This is a genomic window from Rhodonellum psychrophilum GCM71 = DSM 17998 (assembly GCF_000381545.1).
Classification (GTDB): domain Bacteria; phylum Bacteroidota; class Bacteroidia; order Cytophagales; family Cyclobacteriaceae; genus Rhodonellum; species Rhodonellum psychrophilum.
Genome location: NZ_KB906680.1, coordinates 24,799 through 45,058, shown reverse-complemented (window position 1 = coordinate 45,058; position 20,260 = coordinate 24,799). Strand labels below are relative to the sequence as shown.

13 protein-coding genes and 1 pseudogene are annotated in these 20,260 nt (G+C 42.3%); 7 read left to right on the top strand and 7 right to left on the bottom strand.

What is annotated here, in order from left to right; genetic code table 11:
* Nucleotides 1–13: 13 nt before the first annotated feature.
* From F824_RS0113060 to cas6, 3 genes are all read left to right on the top strand, one after another.
* A complete protein-coding gene (locus F824_RS0113060) occupies nucleotides 14–1,507 on the top strand; it encodes a xylulokinase (protein WP_019598350.1) in 1,494 nt (497 codons plus the stop codon).
* Between the two features lie 103 nt (nucleotides 1,508–1,610).
* The gene (xylA, locus tag F824_RS0113055) at nucleotides 1,611–2,924 is read left to right on the top strand and encodes a xylose isomerase (RefSeq protein WP_019598349.1); all 1,314 of its coding nucleotides are present in this window, start codon (nucleotides 1,611–1,613) and stop codon (nucleotides 2,922–2,924) included.
* Between the two features lie 472 nt (nucleotides 2,925–3,396).
* A complete protein-coding gene (cas6, locus tag F824_RS0113045) occupies nucleotides 3,397–4,185 on the top strand; it encodes a CRISPR-associated endoribonuclease Cas6 (protein ID WP_019598347.1) in 789 nt (262 codons plus the stop codon).
* 211 nt (nucleotides 4,186–4,396) lie between these two features.
* On the opposite strand, the gene F824_RS0113040 is transcribed toward cas6, so the two are convergent.
* Nucleotides 4,397–5,956, bottom strand: coding sequence for an SDR family NAD(P)-dependent oxidoreductase (locus tag F824_RS0113040; protein ID WP_019598346.1), 1,560 nt, complete (start codon nucleotides 5,954–5,956; stop codon nucleotides 4,397–4,399).
* Nucleotides 5,957–6,378: 422 nt separating this feature from the next.
* Between F824_RS0113040 and F824_RS0113035 the strand changes: the two are divergent.
* Nucleotides 6,379–7,236, top strand: a pseudogene (locus F824_RS0113035) (alpha/beta hydrolase); the annotation flags it as partial.
* Between the two features lie 519 nt (nucleotides 7,237–7,755).
* On the opposite strand, the gene F824_RS0113030 reads toward F824_RS0113035, so the two are convergent.
* Nucleotides 7,756–8,586, bottom strand: a complete 831-nt coding sequence (locus tag F824_RS0113030) for a glycoside hydrolase family 16 protein (RefSeq protein ID WP_236613234.1) — start codon at nucleotides 8,584–8,586, stop codon at nucleotides 7,756–7,758.
* Nucleotides 8,587–9,263: 677 nt separating this feature from the next.
* On the opposite strand from F824_RS0113030, the gene F824_RS0113015 reads away from it, so the two are divergent.
* Nucleotides 9,264–10,802, top strand: a complete 1,539-nt coding sequence (locus F824_RS0113015; RefSeq protein ID WP_019598340.1) for a GH3 family domain-containing protein — start codon at nucleotides 9,264–9,266, stop codon at nucleotides 10,800–10,802.
* A gap of 363 nt (nucleotides 10,803–11,165) precedes the next feature.
* Here the strand turns inward: F824_RS0113015 and F824_RS0113005 are convergent, their stop codons facing one another.
* The 3 genes from F824_RS0113005 to F824_RS0112985 all read right to left on the bottom strand — a co-directional run bounded on the left by F824_RS0113005 (nucleotide 11,166) and on the right by F824_RS0112985 (nucleotide 14,622).
* Nucleotides 11,166–11,744, bottom strand: a complete 579-nt coding sequence (locus F824_RS0113005) for a hypothetical protein (RefSeq protein WP_033405355.1) — start codon at nucleotides 11,742–11,744, stop codon at nucleotides 11,166–11,168.
* Nucleotides 11,745–12,092: 348 nt separating this feature from the next.
* Nucleotides 12,093–13,253 (bottom strand): lactonase family protein, encoded by a 1,161-nt coding sequence (locus F824_RS0112995; RefSeq protein WP_139189822.1) that lies wholly within the window; start codon nucleotides 13,251–13,253, stop codon nucleotides 12,093–12,095.
* 271 nt (nucleotides 13,254–13,524) lie between these two features.
* Nucleotides 13,525–14,622: a glycoside hydrolase family 43 protein gene (locus F824_RS0112985; protein WP_019598335.1), complete on the bottom strand. Its 1,098-nt coding sequence runs from the start codon at nucleotides 14,620–14,622 to the stop codon at nucleotides 13,525–13,527.
* A gap of 587 nt (nucleotides 14,623–15,209) precedes the next feature.
* Between F824_RS0112985 and F824_RS0112975 the strand changes: the two genes are divergently transcribed.
* A complete protein-coding gene (locus F824_RS0112975) occupies nucleotides 15,210–15,710 on the top strand; it encodes a hypothetical protein (RefSeq protein ID WP_019598333.1) in 501 nt (166 codons plus the stop codon).
* A gap of 207 nt (nucleotides 15,711–15,917) precedes the next feature.
* Here F824_RS0112975 and F824_RS0112970 read toward each other — a convergent pair whose 3' ends face one another.
* A complete protein-coding gene (locus tag F824_RS0112970; RefSeq protein ID WP_019598332.1) occupies nucleotides 15,918–17,483 on the bottom strand; it encodes a PKD domain-containing protein in 1,566 nt (521 codons plus the stop codon).
* A gap of 1,145 nt (nucleotides 17,484–18,628) precedes the next feature.
* Here F824_RS0112970 and F824_RS0112955 point away from each other — a divergent pair.
* On the top strand, nucleotides 18,629–18,829 hold the full coding sequence (locus F824_RS0112955) for a hypothetical protein (RefSeq protein WP_026333693.1): 201 nt from the start codon (nucleotides 18,629–18,631) through the stop codon (nucleotides 18,827–18,829).
* Nucleotides 18,830–19,000: 171 nt separating this feature from the next.
* Here F824_RS0112955 and F824_RS0112950 read toward each other — a convergent pair whose 3' ends face one another.
* Nucleotides 19,001–19,816, bottom strand: coding sequence for a hypothetical protein (locus tag F824_RS0112950; RefSeq protein ID WP_019598328.1), 816 nt, complete (start codon nucleotides 19,814–19,816; stop codon nucleotides 19,001–19,003).
* Nucleotides 19,817–20,260 lie beyond the last annotated feature (444 nt).

Here is a 20,260-nt window from a genome sequence, read left to right as displayed (position 1 = left end):
TGAACAATTTAAAATGAGAAGATTATTAATAGGATATGATATTGGGAGTTCTTCGGTAAAAGCCACTTTATTGGATGCTGATTCCGGTAAAGTCGTTGTCTCAGAGGGTTTGCCCAAGATAGAAATGACCATCGATGCACCACAAAAAGACTGGGCCGAACAGGATCCCATGATGTGGTGGAAATACATCGTGGAGACCACCCAAGCCATTGTGAAGAATGGCCATATCCAAAAAGGAGAACTGAAGGCAATCGGGATTTCTTACCAGATGCATGGCTTGGTTTTGGTGGACAAAAACCAGGAAGTGATCCGCCCCTCCATCATCTGGTGTGACAGCCGGGCGGTGGAAATCGGAAACAAAGCTTTTCAGGAATTGGGAGCGGACTTTTGTCTTCCCCATCTCTTGAATTCCCCGGGAAATTTTACTGCCTCCAAGCTCAAATGGGTCAAAGAAAATGAACCTGAGAAGTATGCAAGGATTCATAAGGCCATGCTCCCCGGTGATTTTGTCGCCATGCAACTTACGGGAGAAATCCTGACTTCTGAGACAGGTCTTTCTGAAGGGATCTTTTGGGATTTCAAAGCCAATGGCCTTTCCCAAAACTTGCTTGACCATTATGGCATTGATGCCTCTATTTTGGCGAAGGCAGTTCCTTCTTTTTCCGAACAGGGAAAAGTGACTGAAAAGGTCGCTGCACTTTTGGGCATTGAAGCAGGTGTACCCGTGACCTACAGATCCGGTGATCAACCCAACAATGCATTTTCATTGAATGTCTTGGAAGAGGGAGAACTGGCCACCACGGCCGGAACATCCGGGACTGTTTATGGCGTAAGTACACAAGCGGTATATGATCCGAAATCAAGAGTAAATACCTTTGTACATGTCAATCATCGCCAGGAAAACCCCCGTTATGGTGTCTTGCTTTGCGTGAACGGCACCGGGATTTTAAATTCATGGCTGAAAAAAATACTTGGTGGCGAAAGCATTTCCTATGAGGAAATGAATGTTTTGGCCTCGGAAGTTCCGGTTGGTGCAGAAGGATTGAATTTCATCCCCTTCGGCAATGGAGCGGAAAGGATCATGGAAAACAAAGGCCTTGGTGCCCATCTTTCAGGTCTGAATCTATTGAAGCACGACAAGAGACATGTGCTCAGGGCTGGACAGGAAGGAATCGTCAGCGCCCTGACCTATGGTTTCAACATCATGAAGGAAATGGGGATGAACATGAAAACGGTCAAGGCGGGAAGGGCAAATATGTTCTTGAGTCCACTATTCAGGCAGGCTTTCATCAACATGAACCAGGTTTCGCTGGAACTCTATGACACCGATGGTGCTCAGGGAGCCGCTAGGGGCGCAGGAATCGGAGCGGGAATTTATGCTTCTCCGAAAGAGGCTTTTGGCGGTCTGGAAAAACTCGCCTCCCTCGACCCAGAACCGAAATTGGTCGCTCAATATGCCGAGGTGTACGCCAACTGGCTGAGTGCGCTGGAGAAGGTGCGGAGCTGATCAGGAAATGCCAGCGATCTTGTCAAAACAATAATTTTATACAACAAACAATATCCGGAGCCCAAGATGGTCTTCGGTCTATCACAACAAAACCTATTTAACCATGTCGAAAACATTTTTCCCAAACATCGAAAAGATCAAGTTTGAAGGAAGGGATTCCAAGAATCCTTTGGCTTTTAAATTTTATGATGAAAACAAAATCATCGCAGGAAAGTCCATGAAGGACCATTTCAGATTTGGCATTGCCTATTGGCATTCCTTCTGCGGAAATGGCGGAGATCCATTCGGTCCCGGTACCATCGTACATCCTTGGGATGCCGCCGCCGATCCTATCCAACGTGCCAAAGACAAAATGGATGCGGCATTTGAATTCATCACCAAAATCGGAGCGCCTTATTATTGTTTCCATGACATCGATTTGATCGACGAAGGCGCTGATATCGCCGAATACGAACATAGAATGAAAACCATCGTGGAATATGCCAAGCAAAAGCAGGCAGAAACCGGTGTGAAATTGCTTTGGGGCACAGCCAATGTGTTCAGCAATCCACGGTACATGAACGGTGCTTCCACCAATCCTGATTTTGATGTGGTGGCTTGGGCCGGTACGCAAGTAAAGAACGCGATAGATGCTACCATCGCCCTTGGCGGAGAGAACTATGTGTTCTGGGGTGGGAGAGAAGGATACATGTCCTTGCTCAACACCGACATGAAAAGGGAAACCGAACATCTTGCCCAGTTCCTGACCATGGCCAGGGACTACGCACGTTCCAAAGGGTTCAAAGGTAACTTCCTGATCGAGCCGAAGCCGATGGAGCCTACCAAACACCAGTATGATTACGATGCAGCCACTGTCATCGGGTTTTTGAAGCAGCATGGATTGGACAAGGATTTCAAGTTGAATTTGGAAGTCAACCATGCCACGCTTGCAGGTCATACCTTCCAACATGAGTTGCAGGTAGCGGTGGATGCAGGAATGCTCGGCAGTATCGATGCCAACCGTGGTGATTACCAAAACGGCTGGGATACCGACCAGTTCGCGATCAACTTGCAGGAGTTGACCGAATCGATGTTGGTGATCCTGGAAAGTGACGGTATTCAAGGGGGTGGTGTAAACTTTGATGCGAAGCTGAGAAGAAATTCCACCGACATGGAAGATCTGTTTCATGCCCATATCGGCAGCATGGATGCCTTTGCAAGAGGCTTGTTGATTGCCAGTGAAATCCTGGAAAAATCCGAGTACAAGTCGATGAGAAAGGAAAGATATGCCTCTTTCGACGCAGGCAAAGGAAAGGAGTATGAAACCGGTAAACTCAAACTGGAAGACCTTAGGGCACATGCCTTGTCAGTTGGGGAACCCAAGCAAACCAGCGGAAAGCAGGAGCGGTATGAAAACATTTTGAACCAGTTTATTTAGTCTCGAAAGGGTATAAGCTTTAGAAAAGGACCGATGATGGAAATCATCGGTTTTTTTGTGGCTTGGAATTTTTCATAATCCTGTGAAAAACGAAAAATATAGATATATGGATTTTATATAAGATTAAACAGGTAAATGGGGTTGAAAAATACCCTGTTTCAGGTATTTTTTATTAAGAACGGAATGTCTACTTTGCATTACGAAAGATTTAGTCTTTTATCGAAATTTATCGAGACAGGTAGCGTCAATTTGTTGCAGTCGGATCGGTTTTGTACTAAGTTGTTGGCGTTTCCAGACTGTTTTAGGGAAAACAAGTTGTCAGTCGCTTTCTTATGGATGAGGAATAAATTGGTTGTTGCCGCAACGTGGAGCTTGGCAATGGGGCATTGAGAAGCACATAAAGATGTGCGAGGAGGTGGACAAATACAGCAGTTCAGAATTTATTTTTACAGCGTTTTATTTAACATAACAGATGCAATTTTTACTTCAATTACAAAGGATTGGGAAAAGTGGGTTTTTGCCTTTGAATTATCAATATGAATTGTCTTCCGCCATTTATAAGGTTTTGGAGCAGGCGGATGCGGAATACAGTCAATTCCTTCATTTTGAGGGTTATCAATACGAAAACAAGCATTATAAACCTTTTACCTTCTCCTTGTTGAAATTCGATAATTTTATCATCCATCCTGAATTCAACAGGTTGGAACATACCGGAACAAATGTCACTTTGGATATCCGCTTTGCTGTGGATCGGGCAGCGGAAGGATTCATCAGGGGTCTGTTTTTAAACCAAAAGATAGGATTGGGCGACAAGCTGAGCCAGGTGGATTATGAGGTTGTGCGGATTGAAGCAGCAGCCCCGGTTTATTTTTCGGATGAAATGCAATACAGTTGCCTTTCCCCGGTTTTTTTGAGTGCTGTCCGAAAAGATGGAGGAGCGGATTATCTTTCGCCAGAGGACGAACGATACTCCTGCGTTTTTAAGACCAATCTGCTCAGAAGATTTTTGAGCTTTCATCCAGAGGTCGTCGGTTTGAAAGATCTGGACAGCTACTGTCCCGAAATTTCCTTTTCGCTCATAGGTAAGCCAAAAAAGAAAGGAATCACCCTAAAATCCTTCAGCGAAAAACCCATCAAAGTCATCGGTTATCAGTTCGATTTCAAGCTGAAAGCTTCCCCGATCCTTCAGGAGCTCGGGTATTACGGCGGGTTTGGGAGCAAGAATGCGATGGGCTTCGGATGCGTGGGGGTTTTGGCTTGATGGGAGATTGAAATTCCCGCTGTCTTACATTTAAAATCTCGCATCCAGATTTTCAAAAAATGGCAATAATGGTCCTCTTCAGCTTAGGGGATTACAAATCGCTTGTGTCTGGATGCAACATTTCATATATCGAATAGCGTCGGCTGGTCAAGATTTATAATCTTGACCTACAAATGACCAGAATTGAAAATTCTGGTCATATTTCCCGGTGCTACCAGCTCGTGGGCTTATAATCCTTCAGAAACTTTCCGCACCAATGTTTGCCGGTATTGATGCCGTCAAAAAGTGGATCCATCACCCGCGCTGCACCATCGACAATGTCGAGGGGAGGCTGGAAATCATGCAATTCCTGCTTGATACGCGCAAGGTCTGCAGGATCCTCGTCGGTCACCCAGCCGGTATCGACGGCATTGGTATAGATCCCGAACTTCACGAAGTCGGATGCTGCTGTGAGTGTCATCATGTTCAAAGCGGCTTTGGCCATATTGGTATGCGGATGGCGAGATTCCTTGTGGAACTGGTGGAATTTACCCTCCATGGCGGACACGTTGATGATGTGTTTCTTGCCGGTATTCTCTCTTTTCATCAAATTGACCAGCCTGTTGCACAAGACAAATGGAGCCACGGAATTGACCAGCTGCACTTCCAGCATCTCGTTGGTGTGGATTTCTCCAAGTTTCAGCCGCCAGCTGTTCGTTTTCCTCAGGTCCACTTGCTGCAAGTCTGCATCCAGCTTGCCAAGGGGAAAAATCTCCTCCGTACTGATCGAATCGTCTATGCTGTAAGGAATCTGGGTCAGCTTGGCAGAGGAACTCAGGCCTATGCCCAGCTGCTTTCCATGCCAGGAAACCGGCAGGTTTTTGTATTCGCCTTCGGAATATCCCTGACTCAATGTCTTCAGTTCCTGCAGGCAGGCGCCATGATCTGAAAGCAGGTGCTGCGCATCCAAAGAAAGGTCTTTCAGTTCCAGGATTTCATTGGCCATCAGGTGTTGGTAAAATCCTGAAGGTCTCCTTACCGTTTGTGCGGCATTGTTGATCAGGATGTCCAGTCGGTCGTATTGCTGCTCGATAAAATTGCAGAAAATTTCCACACTGGGAATATGTCGCAGGTCCAAGCCATGGATTTTCAATCTGCTTGCCCATTCCTTAAAATCGGGCTCTTTGGCAAAGCGCAGGGCTGAATCCACCGGAAATCGGGTAGTGGCAATGACGGTTGCTCCGGCCCGCAACATCATCAGCGTGATGTGGTATCCGATTTTCAACCTGGAGCCGGTCACCAAGGCAACTTGCCCGGTAAGATCTGCATTTTGGAAGCGTTTGGCATAATTGAAATCCCCGCACTCGGGACACATCGTGTCATAGAAATGGTGGAGTCTGTTGTAAGAAGCCTTGCAGACATAGCATTCCCGGGGAGAATCGAGGAGGACAGCTTTCTCGGCCTCGTCACCCGTCAATGTCAACATGGCCGGCGCGATAAAAATGGATGCTTCCCGTGCACTTCGAATCCCCGTTGCATTGCGGGCTTGAATAGCAATGGCCGCAATTTTCTTTTGATTGACTTTTTTAGCGCCTCTTTTCCGCTTTTTCAATTCCTCCTTGCTCGGGCGGGAAAATTTACCGGCAGCCATCAGCAAAGCCACCCTTTGCTCTTTCGGAATGTCAAAAATCTGATTCGTATCTGCATTCAGTTGCTCCAGAATCGCAATGCACTGTTCTATTTGTCCTTGGCTGATCTTCACTGATTCGCCAGATTCTATTTCCTTCTCCATGCTCCTAAACTTTCAAGGGTGCAAAAGTAGAGATTTTAAAAATGGAAACTGCGGATAAGCATCTTTCTACAGGAGAGAAAGATGTTTCATTACCAACCCGGCTGTTCATTCAGGAAATGAGATTGGAATTTGAGGATTCATTTAATTGTAAATGCTATATTGGCGTCGTTTTGGGCATTTGAGTTTTAATTGACCTTACATCTTGGATCTCCGCTTCAGCGATTGATCAATTGGTAGTCAAGGCCATTTGTTGCCAGGGTTTCTTTATTCTGAATAGATCTCTCTTGGACCAAGCAAGGGTTGTAGGATTGGACTAAAGGAATAATCTTTACGCTACTTGAATTTTACAGTCAAACTATCCTAGCGAGCAGATTAATTTAAAAACAGAATTTGGATCACCTTCAAAAAAAATAAGCAACACAATGAGAAAAATAATTTATTTACTATTTGGTTTCTTTATGATCAGTTCACATGTCCAAAGCCAAGATTTGGGGTTAGAGGCGCCTCAGGGCTTTGACGTCAAGAGAACCGGAATCACCCACGGAAGTATTGATAAAGTCACCTATCAATCGAAAACCGTTGGCGTTTCGAGAAAGGCCTTGGTCTATACGCCTCCCGGCTATTCAGAAAGCAAACAATATCCTGTTTTGTATCTCTTGCATGGGATTGGTGGGGATGAAAAGGAGTGGCTAAACGGTGGGAATCCTCAGGTGATTTTGGACAATCTTCAAGCGGACAAAAAGATGGAGCCCATGATAGTGGTGATGCCCAATGGGCGCGCCATGAAAGACGACAGGGCTATTGGTAATATCATGGACCCCGAGAAAGTCCAAGCCTTTGCAACCTTTGAAAAAGATCTGTTGCATGATTTAATCCCTTTTATCGAAAAAAAATATTCAGTGATAAAAGATAGGGAAAGTCGTGCCATTGCAGGTTTATCAATGGGCGGTGGGCAATCCCTCAATTTTGGGTTGGGCAATTTGGACCAATTCGCTTGGGTTGGTGGTTTTTCTGCTGCACCGAATACCAAGGAACCGGAAATATTGCTTCCCAACCCAAGTGAAGCCAAGGAAAAACTGAAGCTGCTTTGGATTTCCTGCGGTGACGCCGATAATTTGATCCGGTTTAGTGAAAGAACCCATCAGTATTTGCTGAAAAATGATGTTCCCCATATGTATAGCATTGAACCGGGAGCACATGATTTTAAGGTTTGGAAAAATGGCTTGTATATGTTTTCCAGTCTATTGTTTAAGCCGGTGGACCAATCTCTTTTCGCCAAGTAATGTCCCTTGGGCAGAGCTGTATTTACAAGTACTCCAATTGAAAAATCCCTAAAAATTTGTCGGAGAACTGTGTTCTTTTCTAATTTATACCCGATTTATGCATTAACAATCTCTTTCCATCCTGAAAAATCTTCATCATCAGTCTATGTTTACAGTTTATGACTTCACCATTTTGGCACTATAGCGTATTCTCCTAATGGTCTGATTTTTTTGCAGGTTCAAGATCCCTTGGGAAACGGAATGGATATTTCAATCGAACTCACCTCAAGTTAGACGCTTTGCGTTACTTTTCCGCGGTCTTAGAATTCGGGTTAAAATCGTCCGATGCCCAAAAAGAAGTACTTTTTTGAAAGAAAAACAGGGTCTGGTGAAGGGTTTTTTCGGGTGAAGACAAATTCCGTATTGAGTATTCATTCATATTTGCATACCATTTGTACCATATTGGCTATGCATCTAGCAGGTAAAGCTTTTGTGGAATGGGAAGTATTTCGAATGGAAGTGAAGTCTCTGTATCGTTTAGCCGGGGGTTTTTTGAAACACCCGGATGTAATCGATTTTCATTTGTTGTGGAAAAACGGTGCTTGCATCTGGATTCCCCACATAGTCACCCCCTACGGCAACATTAAACAATAAAAAGAATGGTTTTCTAAAGGCATCAAAACTTGCGGACCGAATATCCATTTCAAAATAGGGGCTATTGTCCAAAAGCCAAACGATTTTCTCATTGTCCCAAGAGAGTGAAAAAACATGGGGTTTATCGTTGAATACACCCTTGCTCAGCCTCTTTGTACCGGTTTTATAACCCGAATCCCCATTATTTCCCCAATAAATTGCCCCGAAAATGGTATTGTCCTTTCCATCGGCTTTTCCTCCGATCATTTCGGCAATATTGATTTGCCCTGCGGATGGCCATCCCACCTCATTGATATTTTCCCCCAACATCCATATTCCAGGCCATATTCCCTGACCTTTGGGTAACTGGGCACGAATATCGATTCTGCCAAATGTAAATGTCTTTTGGTTTTCTGTTTTGATTCTGGAAGAGGTGTAATTGCTATTCAGGACGGTTTCTTTTTTGGCGGTGATAATCAAAAAACCTTCTTTTATCTCCGTGTTCTCCGTTTGGTAATATTGCAATTCATTCGTACCCCATCCGCAAATTAAAGGACAACCATCTCCAAAATCTGAAGTCCAATTTGCAGAAAGATTTGACCCTTCGAATTCATCATTCCAAACCAAATTATAACCTTCATAACTCAGAGGGCTTTCACAAGGATCACACAATACTTCCTCTACCTTTTCATCCTCTTTGCATGAAATGAAAGTCAAAAGTAATAAAACCAACAAAAAGGGCAATTTAATTTTACAAATCATATAGGTTATCCAAACAGTAAGATTTAACCAAATAAAAACGCCACCAATTCTCACGTTTTTTTGTTATTAAACCCACTTTTTTCATGCCAAAAGCGATATCGAATGGATGTGACGTGGGGATGTCGAGAAATTTTCAATGGGCAAAGAGCATTTTACCTTAAATAAAACACATTAATTTTTAATATCCTCTTAGTTAAATAAAAACTTATTGAATTCAGTCTTCATCGGGTTTCCCTATAAACAAAATTCCATAAAATTGATTTTTGTTGTAGAAAGCAATATTGAGTTTTGACCTGCTTCGATTGTGAAAATGCAATCTGTCTTCCCAAGTTGTGGATTTTGCAGAGTGAAAAAAGTTAAAATTAACGGCTTTAACTTCCAAAAAAGGAATGGTCTTTGATGAATTTCAAGATCTTGAATTTCAAATTGGAAATTTGCATTTATGCCACTGAAAACTGCCAAGCAAACTCTTTTTTGCCGAAAGGATTGGTTTCAAAGTTGAAATTCAAGGTGCATTTTCGGAAGCAAACAAAAGGGAAAGAATTTTGCAGAATTATTTTTCTTTAATTATTTTTCACGAAAAAAATCCTAAAAGATTGGTTCCAGATTTTAATTTATCCTAAATACCATCATTAAACCAGCCCAGTACCATGCCCATTATTGGAGAAATAATTAAAAAGGCAGTTGAAGTATCCGGTAAAATCTTCAGCCATCCCGATCCTGTCGAGGCACAGGAAACGGTTTTGAAGGATTTACTCAAAAAAGCCAAAGGAACGGCTTTTGGTAAATATTATCAATTTGAGAAAATCCTCAATGAGGAGGACCTTCACCAAGCATTTGCCGCGGAGGTTCCCTATTTCAGTTATGACACCCTCCGGGAGCAGTGGTGGCAAAAGGTGATCGACGGAGGGGAAGACATCACTTGGCCCGGAAAGGTGAGTTATTTTGCGGTTTCCAGTGGGACCACGAGTACCAAGAAACACATTCCCGTGACCGAGGACATGTTGATTTCCATCCGAAAAGCCGGAATGCAGCAAATCAAGGGGATCGCTGATTTTGACCTTCCTGCAGAGTTTTTTGAGAAGGAAATCCTGATGTTTGGCAGCAGCACGGACCTGAAGGAAGTCAACGGCCATCTGGAAGGGGAAATCAGTGGCATCAGTGCCAGTCAGATCCCGTTTTGGTTTGATGGATTTTACCGTCCGGGAAAGGAGATTTCATCCATCAACGATTGGGATGAAAGGGTGGAAGCATTGGCCAAAGAGGCGAAAAATTGGGATATCGGTGGGATTTCCGGGATTCCTGCTTGGATTGAACTGATGATGAAGAAGGTGATTGCCTACCACAACGCAAGCGATATCCATGAAATTTGGCCAAATTTTCAAGTATACACATCCGGTGGCGTGGCCTTTGAACCTTATAGAAAGAGTTTCGAAAAAATCACCTCAAAACCCATCACGGTCATCGATACTTATCTTTCTTCGGAAGGATACCTCGCTACCCAGATCAGAAAGGACACCGATTCCATGGCGCTGATTACGGACAATGGGGTGTATTTTGAGTTTGTCCCTTTCCTTCCCGAAAACATGAACGATGACGGGACAGTGAAGCCGGATGTGAAGTCGCTTAAAATCGGGGAGGTTGAAGTAGGTGTGGATTATGTATTGATAATCAGTACAGTATCTGGTGCTTGGAGATACATGATCGGGGATACCGTCGCCTTTACGGATAAGGACAAGGCGGAAATTAAAATCACCGGCAGGACCAAGCACTTCCTGAATGTGGTGGGTTCACAATTGTCTGTCATCCAAATGAACAAGGCTTTGGAACAAATTGGGGAAGAATTTGACTGTGACATCAAAGAATTCACGGTTTCGGCGATCCTGGAAGAGGGCGAATACTTGCACCGATGGTATCTGGGATTGGATGGAAATATCGATCGGGACGAAAAAGCAATTGCCAATCGCATAGATGCGCTTCTTCAGGAAAACAACAAAAATTATAAAGTAGCAAGAGGCAAAGCCCTCAAATCTGTTGAGGCCAAATTGATCCCTGTGAATTTATTCCAAGAATGGACCGAGGAAACCAAACAAAAAGGAGGGCAGGTCAAATTCCCAAGGGTAATGAAAGAAGCCGATTTTAGGGACTGGGAAAAATTTGTGCTTGACAAAACAAAAGGTTCAACCTAAAATATGCATTCTGCTTCCAGGGGATTGACACTTCAACCCGAAATATGCAATAGGTTTCCAAATGGGATTGAATTTGAAAGAAAATCAGACAATTGGGAGATCAATTCCTGATACCGATAGGGTGAAGTCAATAGAAGTCAACAAGGGACCAATTATCAGATAAATAAAGTATTGAAAGGCATTCGCAATGCATAAAACGGGTCCAAGAAAGTCTGTCGATTGGGAGAATACTTCATGACACCCAACTGCGAAAGTCAATAAGAGTCAATAACTAACCGATGATTAGGCAATTTCAGTCGCACGTAGCGCTTGGAATGCATCGCATGGGTTCAAAACAGGTATCCGGGGGAGGATTTGGTTGATTTAGATTTCCTCCTCCGATATTTTGTTTTCCATCAATTCCATGATGACTTCCGGAGAAAGATAAAGCCGTTTGATTTTTTGGATATATTTTTCCGACATTCCTGCCTGATGCAGGATAAAATCCTTTGTGGCCAAAATATAGTCGCCCAATCCATGGTTGACAGCATAAGTGTCCGCATCCCTTTCTGCTGAAATCACAAAACGTTTGGAAGACAAATAGCCAATGCCAAAATAGACCATGGCCAAATTGCTTTTGTTCAAATAATCCATGATATGGCCCAATTCGTGCCCAATCCATCCGATCAGGACCGCTTCAGGCAGATCTTGGATCGGGGTACTTTTGCCCTTCAAGGAAAAATTCCTGCTCACCTTGATCACATAGGTCCTGTTTTCCTTGGCCCCGAGCATGCTGGTGAATTTTGGTTGCGCCTGCATGACGGACTTCCGGATATTTTCATTGAACAAAAATTCAATTCCAACCTCCTTTAATTTCGGGTAGTGGGAAAGTGCCTTCAGGGTGACTTCCCTGATTTCCAATGGAATGTTGTGGTGGAAACTGATGTGGGGTTCTTTGGACATATTTGGGTCTGCAATTGATCCGAATTGCAATTTCAGCATAAAAAAATGGCTGGGGGCATGGATGTGATATTTTTTGAAGATTGCGATCCGATTCATGACAAATCCCATCCAACATGGATTTTCGGTAATTCACCTGAGTCATGCATTCCTTTTCAAACTGGGATTGAAACTGTATGAAAATCAGACTGTTCGGTGAATAAGGCGAAGTACCTGTAGGGTGAAGTCAAAATACCGAAGCAAATGAAGGATTTTCATTCAATTTCAGGCTGAAATTGAATGGGCAATGCAGTTCCCGGGTTTAAGATGCTATAATTGATAAATTCAGACGGAGGCAAATTGTCCAAACAATCATGGATAAAGGACCATTTGCTTGATCACCACTGCTGCGGGAACCTGCACTTCCATGGTTGTTGGACTTAACAATCCCGTATCCAAATCCCTTTTGAAAATCACCAAATTGTCCGAATCTCGGTTGGTGACAAACAGAAATTCTCCTAAACTGTCCATCGCAATTCCCCGTGGGTGCTCGCCTGCGCTTTTGATTTGGCCGACATATTGGATTTGTTTTTTGCTGGCATCCACGGCATAGATGACGATATTGTCCAAGCCACGGTTGCTTGCATACACAAATCTCCCATCTGGGGAAATGGCGAGGTCAGCGGCTGTATTTTCCAAAGCGGATGCTTCTTCCGAAACGAGCATCGCTTCCCTGTCCAGAAAATTGAGGCGTCCCGACCTTGAATCGATTTCATAGACAGCCAAAGTGGAATTCAGTTCCTCAACTGAAAATGCCAAGGGGGCATGAGGATGCAGCTGGAAATGCCTCGGACCGGAGCCTGGCAATACTGCGGTCGAAACTGCTGTGGATAGTTTTAAGCCTTTGTTTTTTCTGTCCACTTCAAACTGTAGGATTTTATCTGTTCCCAAATCGGAGATGTACACAAAACGGCCGCTTGGATCCGGGATAACCGAGTGGGTATGCGCGCTGCTTTGTCGCTGTGGATGGATACTGGAACCCTGCAGCTGCATGGAAAACGATTGCTTCCCTAATCTTCCGTTTTTTTTGATTGGAAACATAGAAACATGGCTACTGGCATAATGCGAAATGTAGAGGAATTCACCAAAAGGATCCACGCTGAGGTGACAGGGGCTTATTCCGCCGGAAGCCTTCGTGTGGATCGGTTTCAATTTCCCGGATTTCTGATCGATTTTGTAGCCACTGACTGACCCTTCATCTGAGGAGCGTTTTATTCCTTGGCGGTTGGCGGCATAGAGAAAGCTTCCATTGTTATGAAATTCCAAATAGGAGGGACTGTCTTTTTGGGTTAAAGATTGGATTTTTTCAAGTGCATTTGATCTTCGATCAAATGAAATCACATAAATTCCTTCACTTCCTCTTTCTGAAAAAGTCCCGATGTATAGGATTTCCTGAGTCCCTTGGGCAAAAAGACCTTTGCCCATAAAAGGAAACAAAAGAAAAAGGACAGCTGCAATACGGTTCAATTTCATGCTTTGAATTTGAGGAAATACTTTGGAACAAAGGACTTTTGGAACGAAAATATTCCCAATGGAGGCGTTTGATGAAGTAAAATACCTTATGGCGAAGCCAAAAGTAATAGACAAATAACCGATGCTATAGAAATTATACCCTGAAATTGAATTGGTAATGCATAACACGGGTTGAAACCCGAAAGAAAACGGGTTAAACAGGTTTGGATTTGGAGCAAAAAAAATCCCATCCAATTGAGGGATGGGATTTTAGAGTCCTGGATTTGACTGTTTATTTTCCTGTCAAAGGAGAAATAGTTTGGATGGTACCATCAGGATTGTGTGTCAATTCGGTCATCTTGATGTTTCTAAGATGTGTTTTGTCCGTAAGTTCGGTGTCGTGATAGAAGATGTACCATTTGCCTTCAAATTGGACAATGGAATGGTGGTTGGTCCAGCCTTGTACAGGTTTGAGGATGACGCCTTGATAGGTAAAGGGTCCGTAAGGACTGTCACCTGTGGCATAGGCAATGTTGTGTGTATCTCCGGTGGAATAGGAGAAATAGTATTTGTCATTGTATTTGTGGACCCATGCGGCTTCGAAAAACCTTCTTTCATGGTCACCGGCAAGAATAGGCGAACCATCCTGGTCCAGTATTTTTATTTCCCTTGGTTTTTCTCCGAATTCCAACATGTCGGCGCTCAACTTTGCCACAACCGGACTGATGGCAGGCTCATCGTCGGCAGGCTCATCATCATAAGGTAGATTTCCGGTGGAGAGGTATTTCCCGGTTCTCCATTTCTGCAATTGGCCGCCCCAAATTCCACCCCAATAGATGTAATACTCATTTCCATCCTGAAATACTGCAGGATCGATGCTGAAACTCCCTTTCATGGGTTCAGGCTGTGCCTTGAAAGGACCTTCTGGGCGATCCCCTACGGCCACACCAAGTCTGAAGATGTCATCCTTGTCTTTGGCGGGGAAATAGAAATAATATTTCCCATCTTTTTCTGCTGCATCGGGAGCCCACATTTGTCTTTTTGCCCAGGGGACATCGTCCACATCCAAGGCACGACCATGGTCGAGTGGCGTTGCACCTGGTGAATCCATCGAAAACACATGGAAATCCCGCATATTGAAATGCGCCCCGGAATCATCCTCCTTGACATCCGATTCCACATCATGCGAAGGATAGATGTAAATTTTCCCTTCAAATACATGTGCAGATGGATCGGCAGTGTACATGTGGCTGATCAGCGGGGAATTGAGATAGGGATTTACCTTCTCTTCAACCGTTTCTACCTCGGTTTTTTGGGGAGAATTGCAGGAAATCATGTAGGTAGAGGCCATTACCAGAAGGGCCGTGTTTCCGAGAAATTTCAGGTTCATAATAGGAGTGCGTTATAGATTTCAATTTATTTTATTTTGAAAAACCTAAATTATAAAAATTGAAATCGGTTTCAAAATAAAAAAGCATTAGAAATATACTTTAAACTCCAATTAAAGAAATTACCCGAAAACAATAATCTGCTGGATTTTTTGGAAGGGTTTTGAGCGAAATCGATTGGGATTATAAGGCCGCATCGTTTGGTCTCTTTGCCGAACATTAAGGCATTGATGAAGGATAAGCTTTTTTTTGAATTTCCATCTTCAATTAGGACCATTTGGAGCAGAGAAATCTTCAAGTAGCCACTTTAACTTTATTTATTTTAAAATCTTTTCCGGAATGCTTGCGGGTGTTTTAAGAAAATCATTGGATTTAGTTTTAAAATAATTAAAATTTAAATTAATATTAAAATAAAACAATTAGTATAAAAAAAATGATAAATAATGATTTTTTATAAAACAATAATAAAATTAAACTGTGTTTATGGTTTTTTATTACTTAATAATCAATTAAATTTATAATGAATTCTAATGTACTAAAAATTAATGTTTCCAATTTTTCTCATTAAAAACTAAAACACCTAAAAGTCATGAAAAAAATCATTCTTGTTTTGTTCGTTTTTGGATTTATGATCCAATCTTTTGCTCAGGTGATCACATTGCCTGAGGTTGAGGTACTTGCTAGAAACTACAAATACCTCGATGACGTAAATTTGCCTGGTGTGGGGTCGGCGGTGGAAGCACTCCAACGCTATGCGACTGAATTTGACTTAAAAAACTCGGAGTATTATGAGGATGAATATGAAAAATATTTCATCTCTTTCTTTATTCCAGATGGTAAAATTCTTGCGGCCTATGATAAAGATGGAAATATTCTAAGGACCGTCGAAAAATACAAAAACATGAAACTTCCGATTGAAGTTGCGCAATCCATCACGAAAAATTATTCGGGATGGACCATTGCGGAAAATGTGTATCTCGTCAATTATCATGACAATAGAGGAGTGATGAAAAAAGAATTCAAGATTTTATTGGAGAGGGGGAATCGTCGGATGAGAGTCAAGACCGATGAACTCGGAAATATCCTCTAATAAAAACAGGCTTTGTTTGCGCCATGACATTAGAGTTTGATCGTCAAGGAAAGGAACAATCATTTTTTCGAGAATTGAAAGAGGAAGGATAGGGGACATACTCCCTATTCTTCCTCTCTTTTTTGATCCGAGATTTGCCAGAGATTTGAATTTGATAAAATTATTGGTCCCTTGGCTGATTGGTCGTTGGAAGCTGATCAGTCTACCCTAACGTTTGAAGATTTTCAGGATTTCAACCCGGTTTCCATACTGGATTTCAACCAGCAATAGTCCCGCGGGGAACAATTGGATGGGTCCATCCAGTTGAATGAAATTGCCAGTGGCTTGCGTCTCAAAGGTTTTTTGAAGTTGTGGGGATATTATTTTGATTAGGATTTTTTCGTCCTTTGCTTCCAAACTTCCTGAATAGGCCAATTGAAGTTTGTTATGGACTGAAGGATTTGGAAATGCCTTCCAACCTATTTTGTCAGTCAGTCCGGACACCATGATCGATGAAACATGGGTGAAGGATGCCTGCATGTTTCCGTCAACTTGTTTGATCCGGTAATAGACCCGGACCTCATGGCTTGGCAAGTGATCGTCGGTAAAGCTGTAATCACTTCGCATTTCACTGAAACCCGTACTTTTGATCTCCGCAATTTCCTGGAAGTGAGTAACGTCTGCGATTGCCCTTTCCACTATAAAGGTACAGGCTGTTCGCTCTGATTCGGTAGACCAATTGAGGATGGACATTCTCTTGGATTTGTCTATTTCTACCTTAAAATCACTCATGGGATTGCTTAAAATCTGGGCCCAATCTATAAATACACTGATGGTTTCTTTGCAGCCAATGGCATCTGTTACGGTAATGGAATAAGTCCCATTGCCAAGATTGTAGATGGTGTAAGTGTTGTCGACGGTGTTTGCCGAGCCAGAAAACCCTTCCGGATCACTGAGCCAATCGATGGTGTAGGGTGAATTTCCTCCGCTGATATCGACTTTGATCGATCCGGTATTGGCATTCAGTTTGGAAGGCGTCGCGTCCACCAGGATGGTGAGTGTCGGAATTGTGACGTTTTGGATAATGGTGTTGGAATTGCCGTTCACATCCGTGGATGTCAAAGACACCGCATAGGTTCCTGTTCCCGGAAATGTAAAGGATGGATCTTTTAACGTGGAAGTCCCCCTGCCGGCAAAGTCCCAAAGGTAGGTGTAAGGTGGTTTTCCTCCCATGGTCAAGTCTTTGAATTGGACCACAGGGTTACATACCGAGGCAGTATAGGAAAAGTCCGGAAGGACAGGAAGTTCTGCCGTAAATCCTGGAATGGAAGTATAGCATTGCGAATTACTGGTTTCATCCAATTCTGAACATGCCTTACCGGCACTTGTAAACCAGCTCATGTATAAATTTTTAACCTCCACCAAATTTCCCCATTTCCAGCTGAGGTCGATTACATAGATGGAAACACCGGTTGGCAATTGTGTTTTATCAGAAATACAGATTGATTTTCTTCCGGTATTGACGCCTCCAACAATCAAGTCAAAAAATATCTTGGTGGAATACGCATTTCCGGAACTACTCACATTTATAGTAACAAATAATTTACCATTGACGACCTCTCCTAATTCATAATTGCTGCCGCTTGTAAATGGATTGCCGTTGCTATCCAAAAGCAAGAAATTTTGAACACTTACGTTATTTTGGCTGCAGTTTTGTCCAGACGCTTCGCCTGTATTCAGTAAAAAACCGAATACAAAAAGTAGGGGCAATATGATGTTCCATTGGAGTTTCACTTTGAGGAACGTTTTGTGAAATTAGGGCGAATCCTTTTTTTTTTGAGGAAATAAAATCCTGTGTTTTGGATTTATTTCTAGATAAATATAAGTACAAAGCATCAATAAATAATGCAATATAAAAATACTGTTTAAGTCATTTTTTTAAACTATTTCCATCTATTTCAAGCTCCTTTTTTTGATTTATCCGGAGCAAAAAAATGTATGCAAACTGAAATATCAGAAATGTTCCCGTTTTTCAAAAAGCAAATATTTTTTTCAAAAATGGGAAATGGAAGATAAAATCGGTATTTAACTTTACGATCAAGTCAACTTTAGGGAACCAATGGATTCTTTTTTCTAATTCTTTCCTCTTGTTTTGTTATTTCTTTAGCAGGAGAGTATGATGCCGCAAAGCAAATTTCAAATTGATTTTTATAGGGTTAAAAGTCGAATTTAAGCATGCCAAAAAATTGTAATAAATCTATATTTTAAGTAAACATATTAAGCCTGGATGATGAAGTATTGGTGATGGATTTTCAAACCAAAAGAAATTTTTGAGTGTTTCCGAGGTCTTTCGTAATAGTTAAACCCGTTTTATGCATTGCGAACTCAATTCAATATTGTGATTTACTGGGAATCAGTTAGGAGTTGACTGTTTTTGACTTCACCCTATTGGAGTAAGGAATTATTCTCCCAATAGTCTGATTTTCTTGCCGTTTCGATCTCATTTGGAAACCTCTTGCATATTTCGGGTTCAATCAAAAAAATATCCTAAACCAGTATTTTATCAATGACCCCCGTTAAGTTTTTGATGGTTATTTGATTTTTTGTCAAGGGCGTTTGTTTTCCGATCGGCCTTTGATTTGTTGGGATATCATCTTGTTTCTTCATCGAATCAAGATGATATTTTGGCGGCTTTTTTGTTCCAGATCAAGCGAGACAGCAATGCCCATATAGTCCCGGCAGTATCAAAGATCCAAATTTCTGGAATCGATCAAATTTGATTCCTTAATTTCAGGTAAATCCTTAGGGTTTTTTTTGGTTTTTTTTGGGAAAATACTGGTAATATAAAATCTTCTTGGTCAGTATTTACCTAAATGAAAAGGTTGACTTTTTCATCCGATAATTTTTCCTATATTTCAAACCTAAAAAAACTAAGCGTTATGAAGACAGCAGGAATGATTTTATTGATTTTAGGTGCGATAGGCACCGTGGTTTTTGGCATACAGGCCATGCAGGATTCTGAGAGTTTCAGTCTCTTCGGATTGGATATTGCCGTAAGTTCCGCCAATTGGACGCCGGTAATTATAAGCGGTGTGATGCTTGTCGTCGGTCTTGTCTTGACTGCACAGGGGAAAAAATAATTTCTACACATTCACCGGATCAAGCAACCTAAGTTTTGGAAGGCAATTTTTTTTAGATTGTCAATTCAGGGTTTCTTTATCGAACGGGGACTGGGGTGAACTTACCGTTCGCCCCATCCATTATTTTAAAACTTTTTGAAATTACTCTTGACTAATTGGGGCTTCCCCCATTCAATTTTTTTTCAGGTTCAAAAAGGGTAGGGTGCTGTAGTTTTTGGCAGCATGGATTCCCGAAAAAAGCAATAAAATGCCGGATGCCAGCAGTGAAGCCCAGACTACCGTTTGATTTGCCTCCCATTGCTGATGGGAAATGGCCAACAATCCCCAAACACCGACCAAAGCTGCTTCGCGCATATTTCGCTTCTGGATCAAAAACAAGTAGACCATCGTGGCGATTGAGATCATCAGCACCGCCCAAAATTCAGGGGAGATAACCTCATCCAATGCGTTCACGCTTTTTAACCAAACGGCCACATTCAGTACGGAAGCCAGGATCACCCAACCGATGTAGATACAAATCGGCCACCATACGAAGAAAATAATGCGCAGTGGAGCATCCCAAATTTCCAATTTCAGTTTGAGTACGAGTTGAATCAATGAAAATAGCAATACGGCCATGATCATAACCGAAAGTCCCAATTCTATATTGGCCCAAGCCACGATCCAGGAGCCATTGGCAATGTTGGAAACCGAAAACCAAATACTGCCTTTCTCGAGCGATTCGAGGTTGCGGTTATTGAAAAAACCGTACCATTGATAGGCAACAAATCCAAAGAGCATCAGATAGATCAGGCCCCAAATGGAAAATGCATATCCCGAAGGGCTGATCAAGGTGTTGTACTGATCACTGACTTCTCCAATGGAATTCCCCCCTATTTTGCCAGTGCCTGCGGCAAAATTCAAAAAAAGCATCCCGAAGAATGTAATTGTGTTGAGGACTAAAAGCGCAAATGTTTTTTTGCTTGAAATGGCTGCGGTTTGGTTCATGTGCGAAAATACAAAATTTCGGTTGTGTTAAGCGATGGGTTTACATTCCCTTTTCTTTATTCCTCCCAACTTGTACATTTTGCCAAAATAAAATGTGTCCCCGCTACCTTGCCAATAAACCACTGGGGCAGTTGAGAAACCCGTAAACTCAGAAATTTAAAGTTCCCCCTCTTTGTCACGAAATTCCCGATGTCCGAGGCGGGGCCAGCCCATTTTTTTAAAATCAATACCACTTGCCCAACGGCGGGCAATCACATTATATCCCTGTTACGCATTACCGTTTCTATTCCAGTCCAAAATTGCGTCACTTAATATTCAGTCTTAGTCTCCAATTTTTGACTTTCACCAAATCGGTAATATGCTCAATTCCATAATTAGTCTGATTTTTTTTAATTACAAGCCCATTGGGAAGCCTAATGCATATTTCGGTTAAATTTTTTTCCG

Excerpts from the sequence above, each read along its gene's own strand:
- F824_RS0113060 (WP_019598350.1), top strand. The coding sequence starts at position 14 with ATGAGAAGATTATTAATAGGATATGATATTGGGAGTTCTTCGGTAAAA.
- xylA (WP_019598349.1), top strand. The coding sequence starts at position 1,611 with ATGTCGAAAACATTTTTCCCAAACATCGAAAAGATCAAGTTTGAAGGA.
- cas6 (WP_019598347.1), top strand. The coding sequence starts at position 3,397 with ATGCAATTTTTACTTCAATTACAAAGGATTGGGAAAAGTGGGTTTTTG.
- F824_RS0113040 (WP_019598346.1), bottom strand. The coding sequence starts at position 5,956 with ATGGAGAAGGAAATAGAATCTGGCGAATCAGTGAAGATCAGCCAAGGA.
- F824_RS0113015 (WP_019598340.1), top strand. The coding sequence starts at position 9,264 with ATGCCCATTATTGGAGAAATAATTAAAAAGGCAGTTGAAGTATCCGGT.
- F824_RS0113005 (WP_033405355.1), bottom strand. The coding sequence starts at position 11,744 with ATGTCCAAAGAACCCCACATCAGTTTCCACCACAACATTCCATTGGAA.
- F824_RS0112995 (WP_139189822.1), bottom strand. The coding sequence starts at position 13,253 with ATGAAATTGAACCGTATTGCAGCTGTCCTTTTTCTTTTGTTTCCTTTT.
- F824_RS0112985 (WP_019598335.1), bottom strand. The coding sequence starts at position 14,622 with ATGAACCTGAAATTTCTCGGAAACACGGCCCTTCTGGTAATGGCCTCT.
- F824_RS0112975 (WP_019598333.1), top strand. The coding sequence starts at position 15,210 with ATGAAAAAAATCATTCTTGTTTTGTTCGTTTTTGGATTTATGATCCAA.
- F824_RS0112955 (WP_026333693.1), top strand. The coding sequence starts at position 18,629 with ATGAAGACAGCAGGAATGATTTTATTGATTTTAGGTGCGATAGGCACC.
- F824_RS0112950 (WP_019598328.1), bottom strand. The coding sequence starts at position 19,816 with ATGAACCAAACCGCAGCCATTTCAAGCAAAAAAACATTTGCGCTTTTA.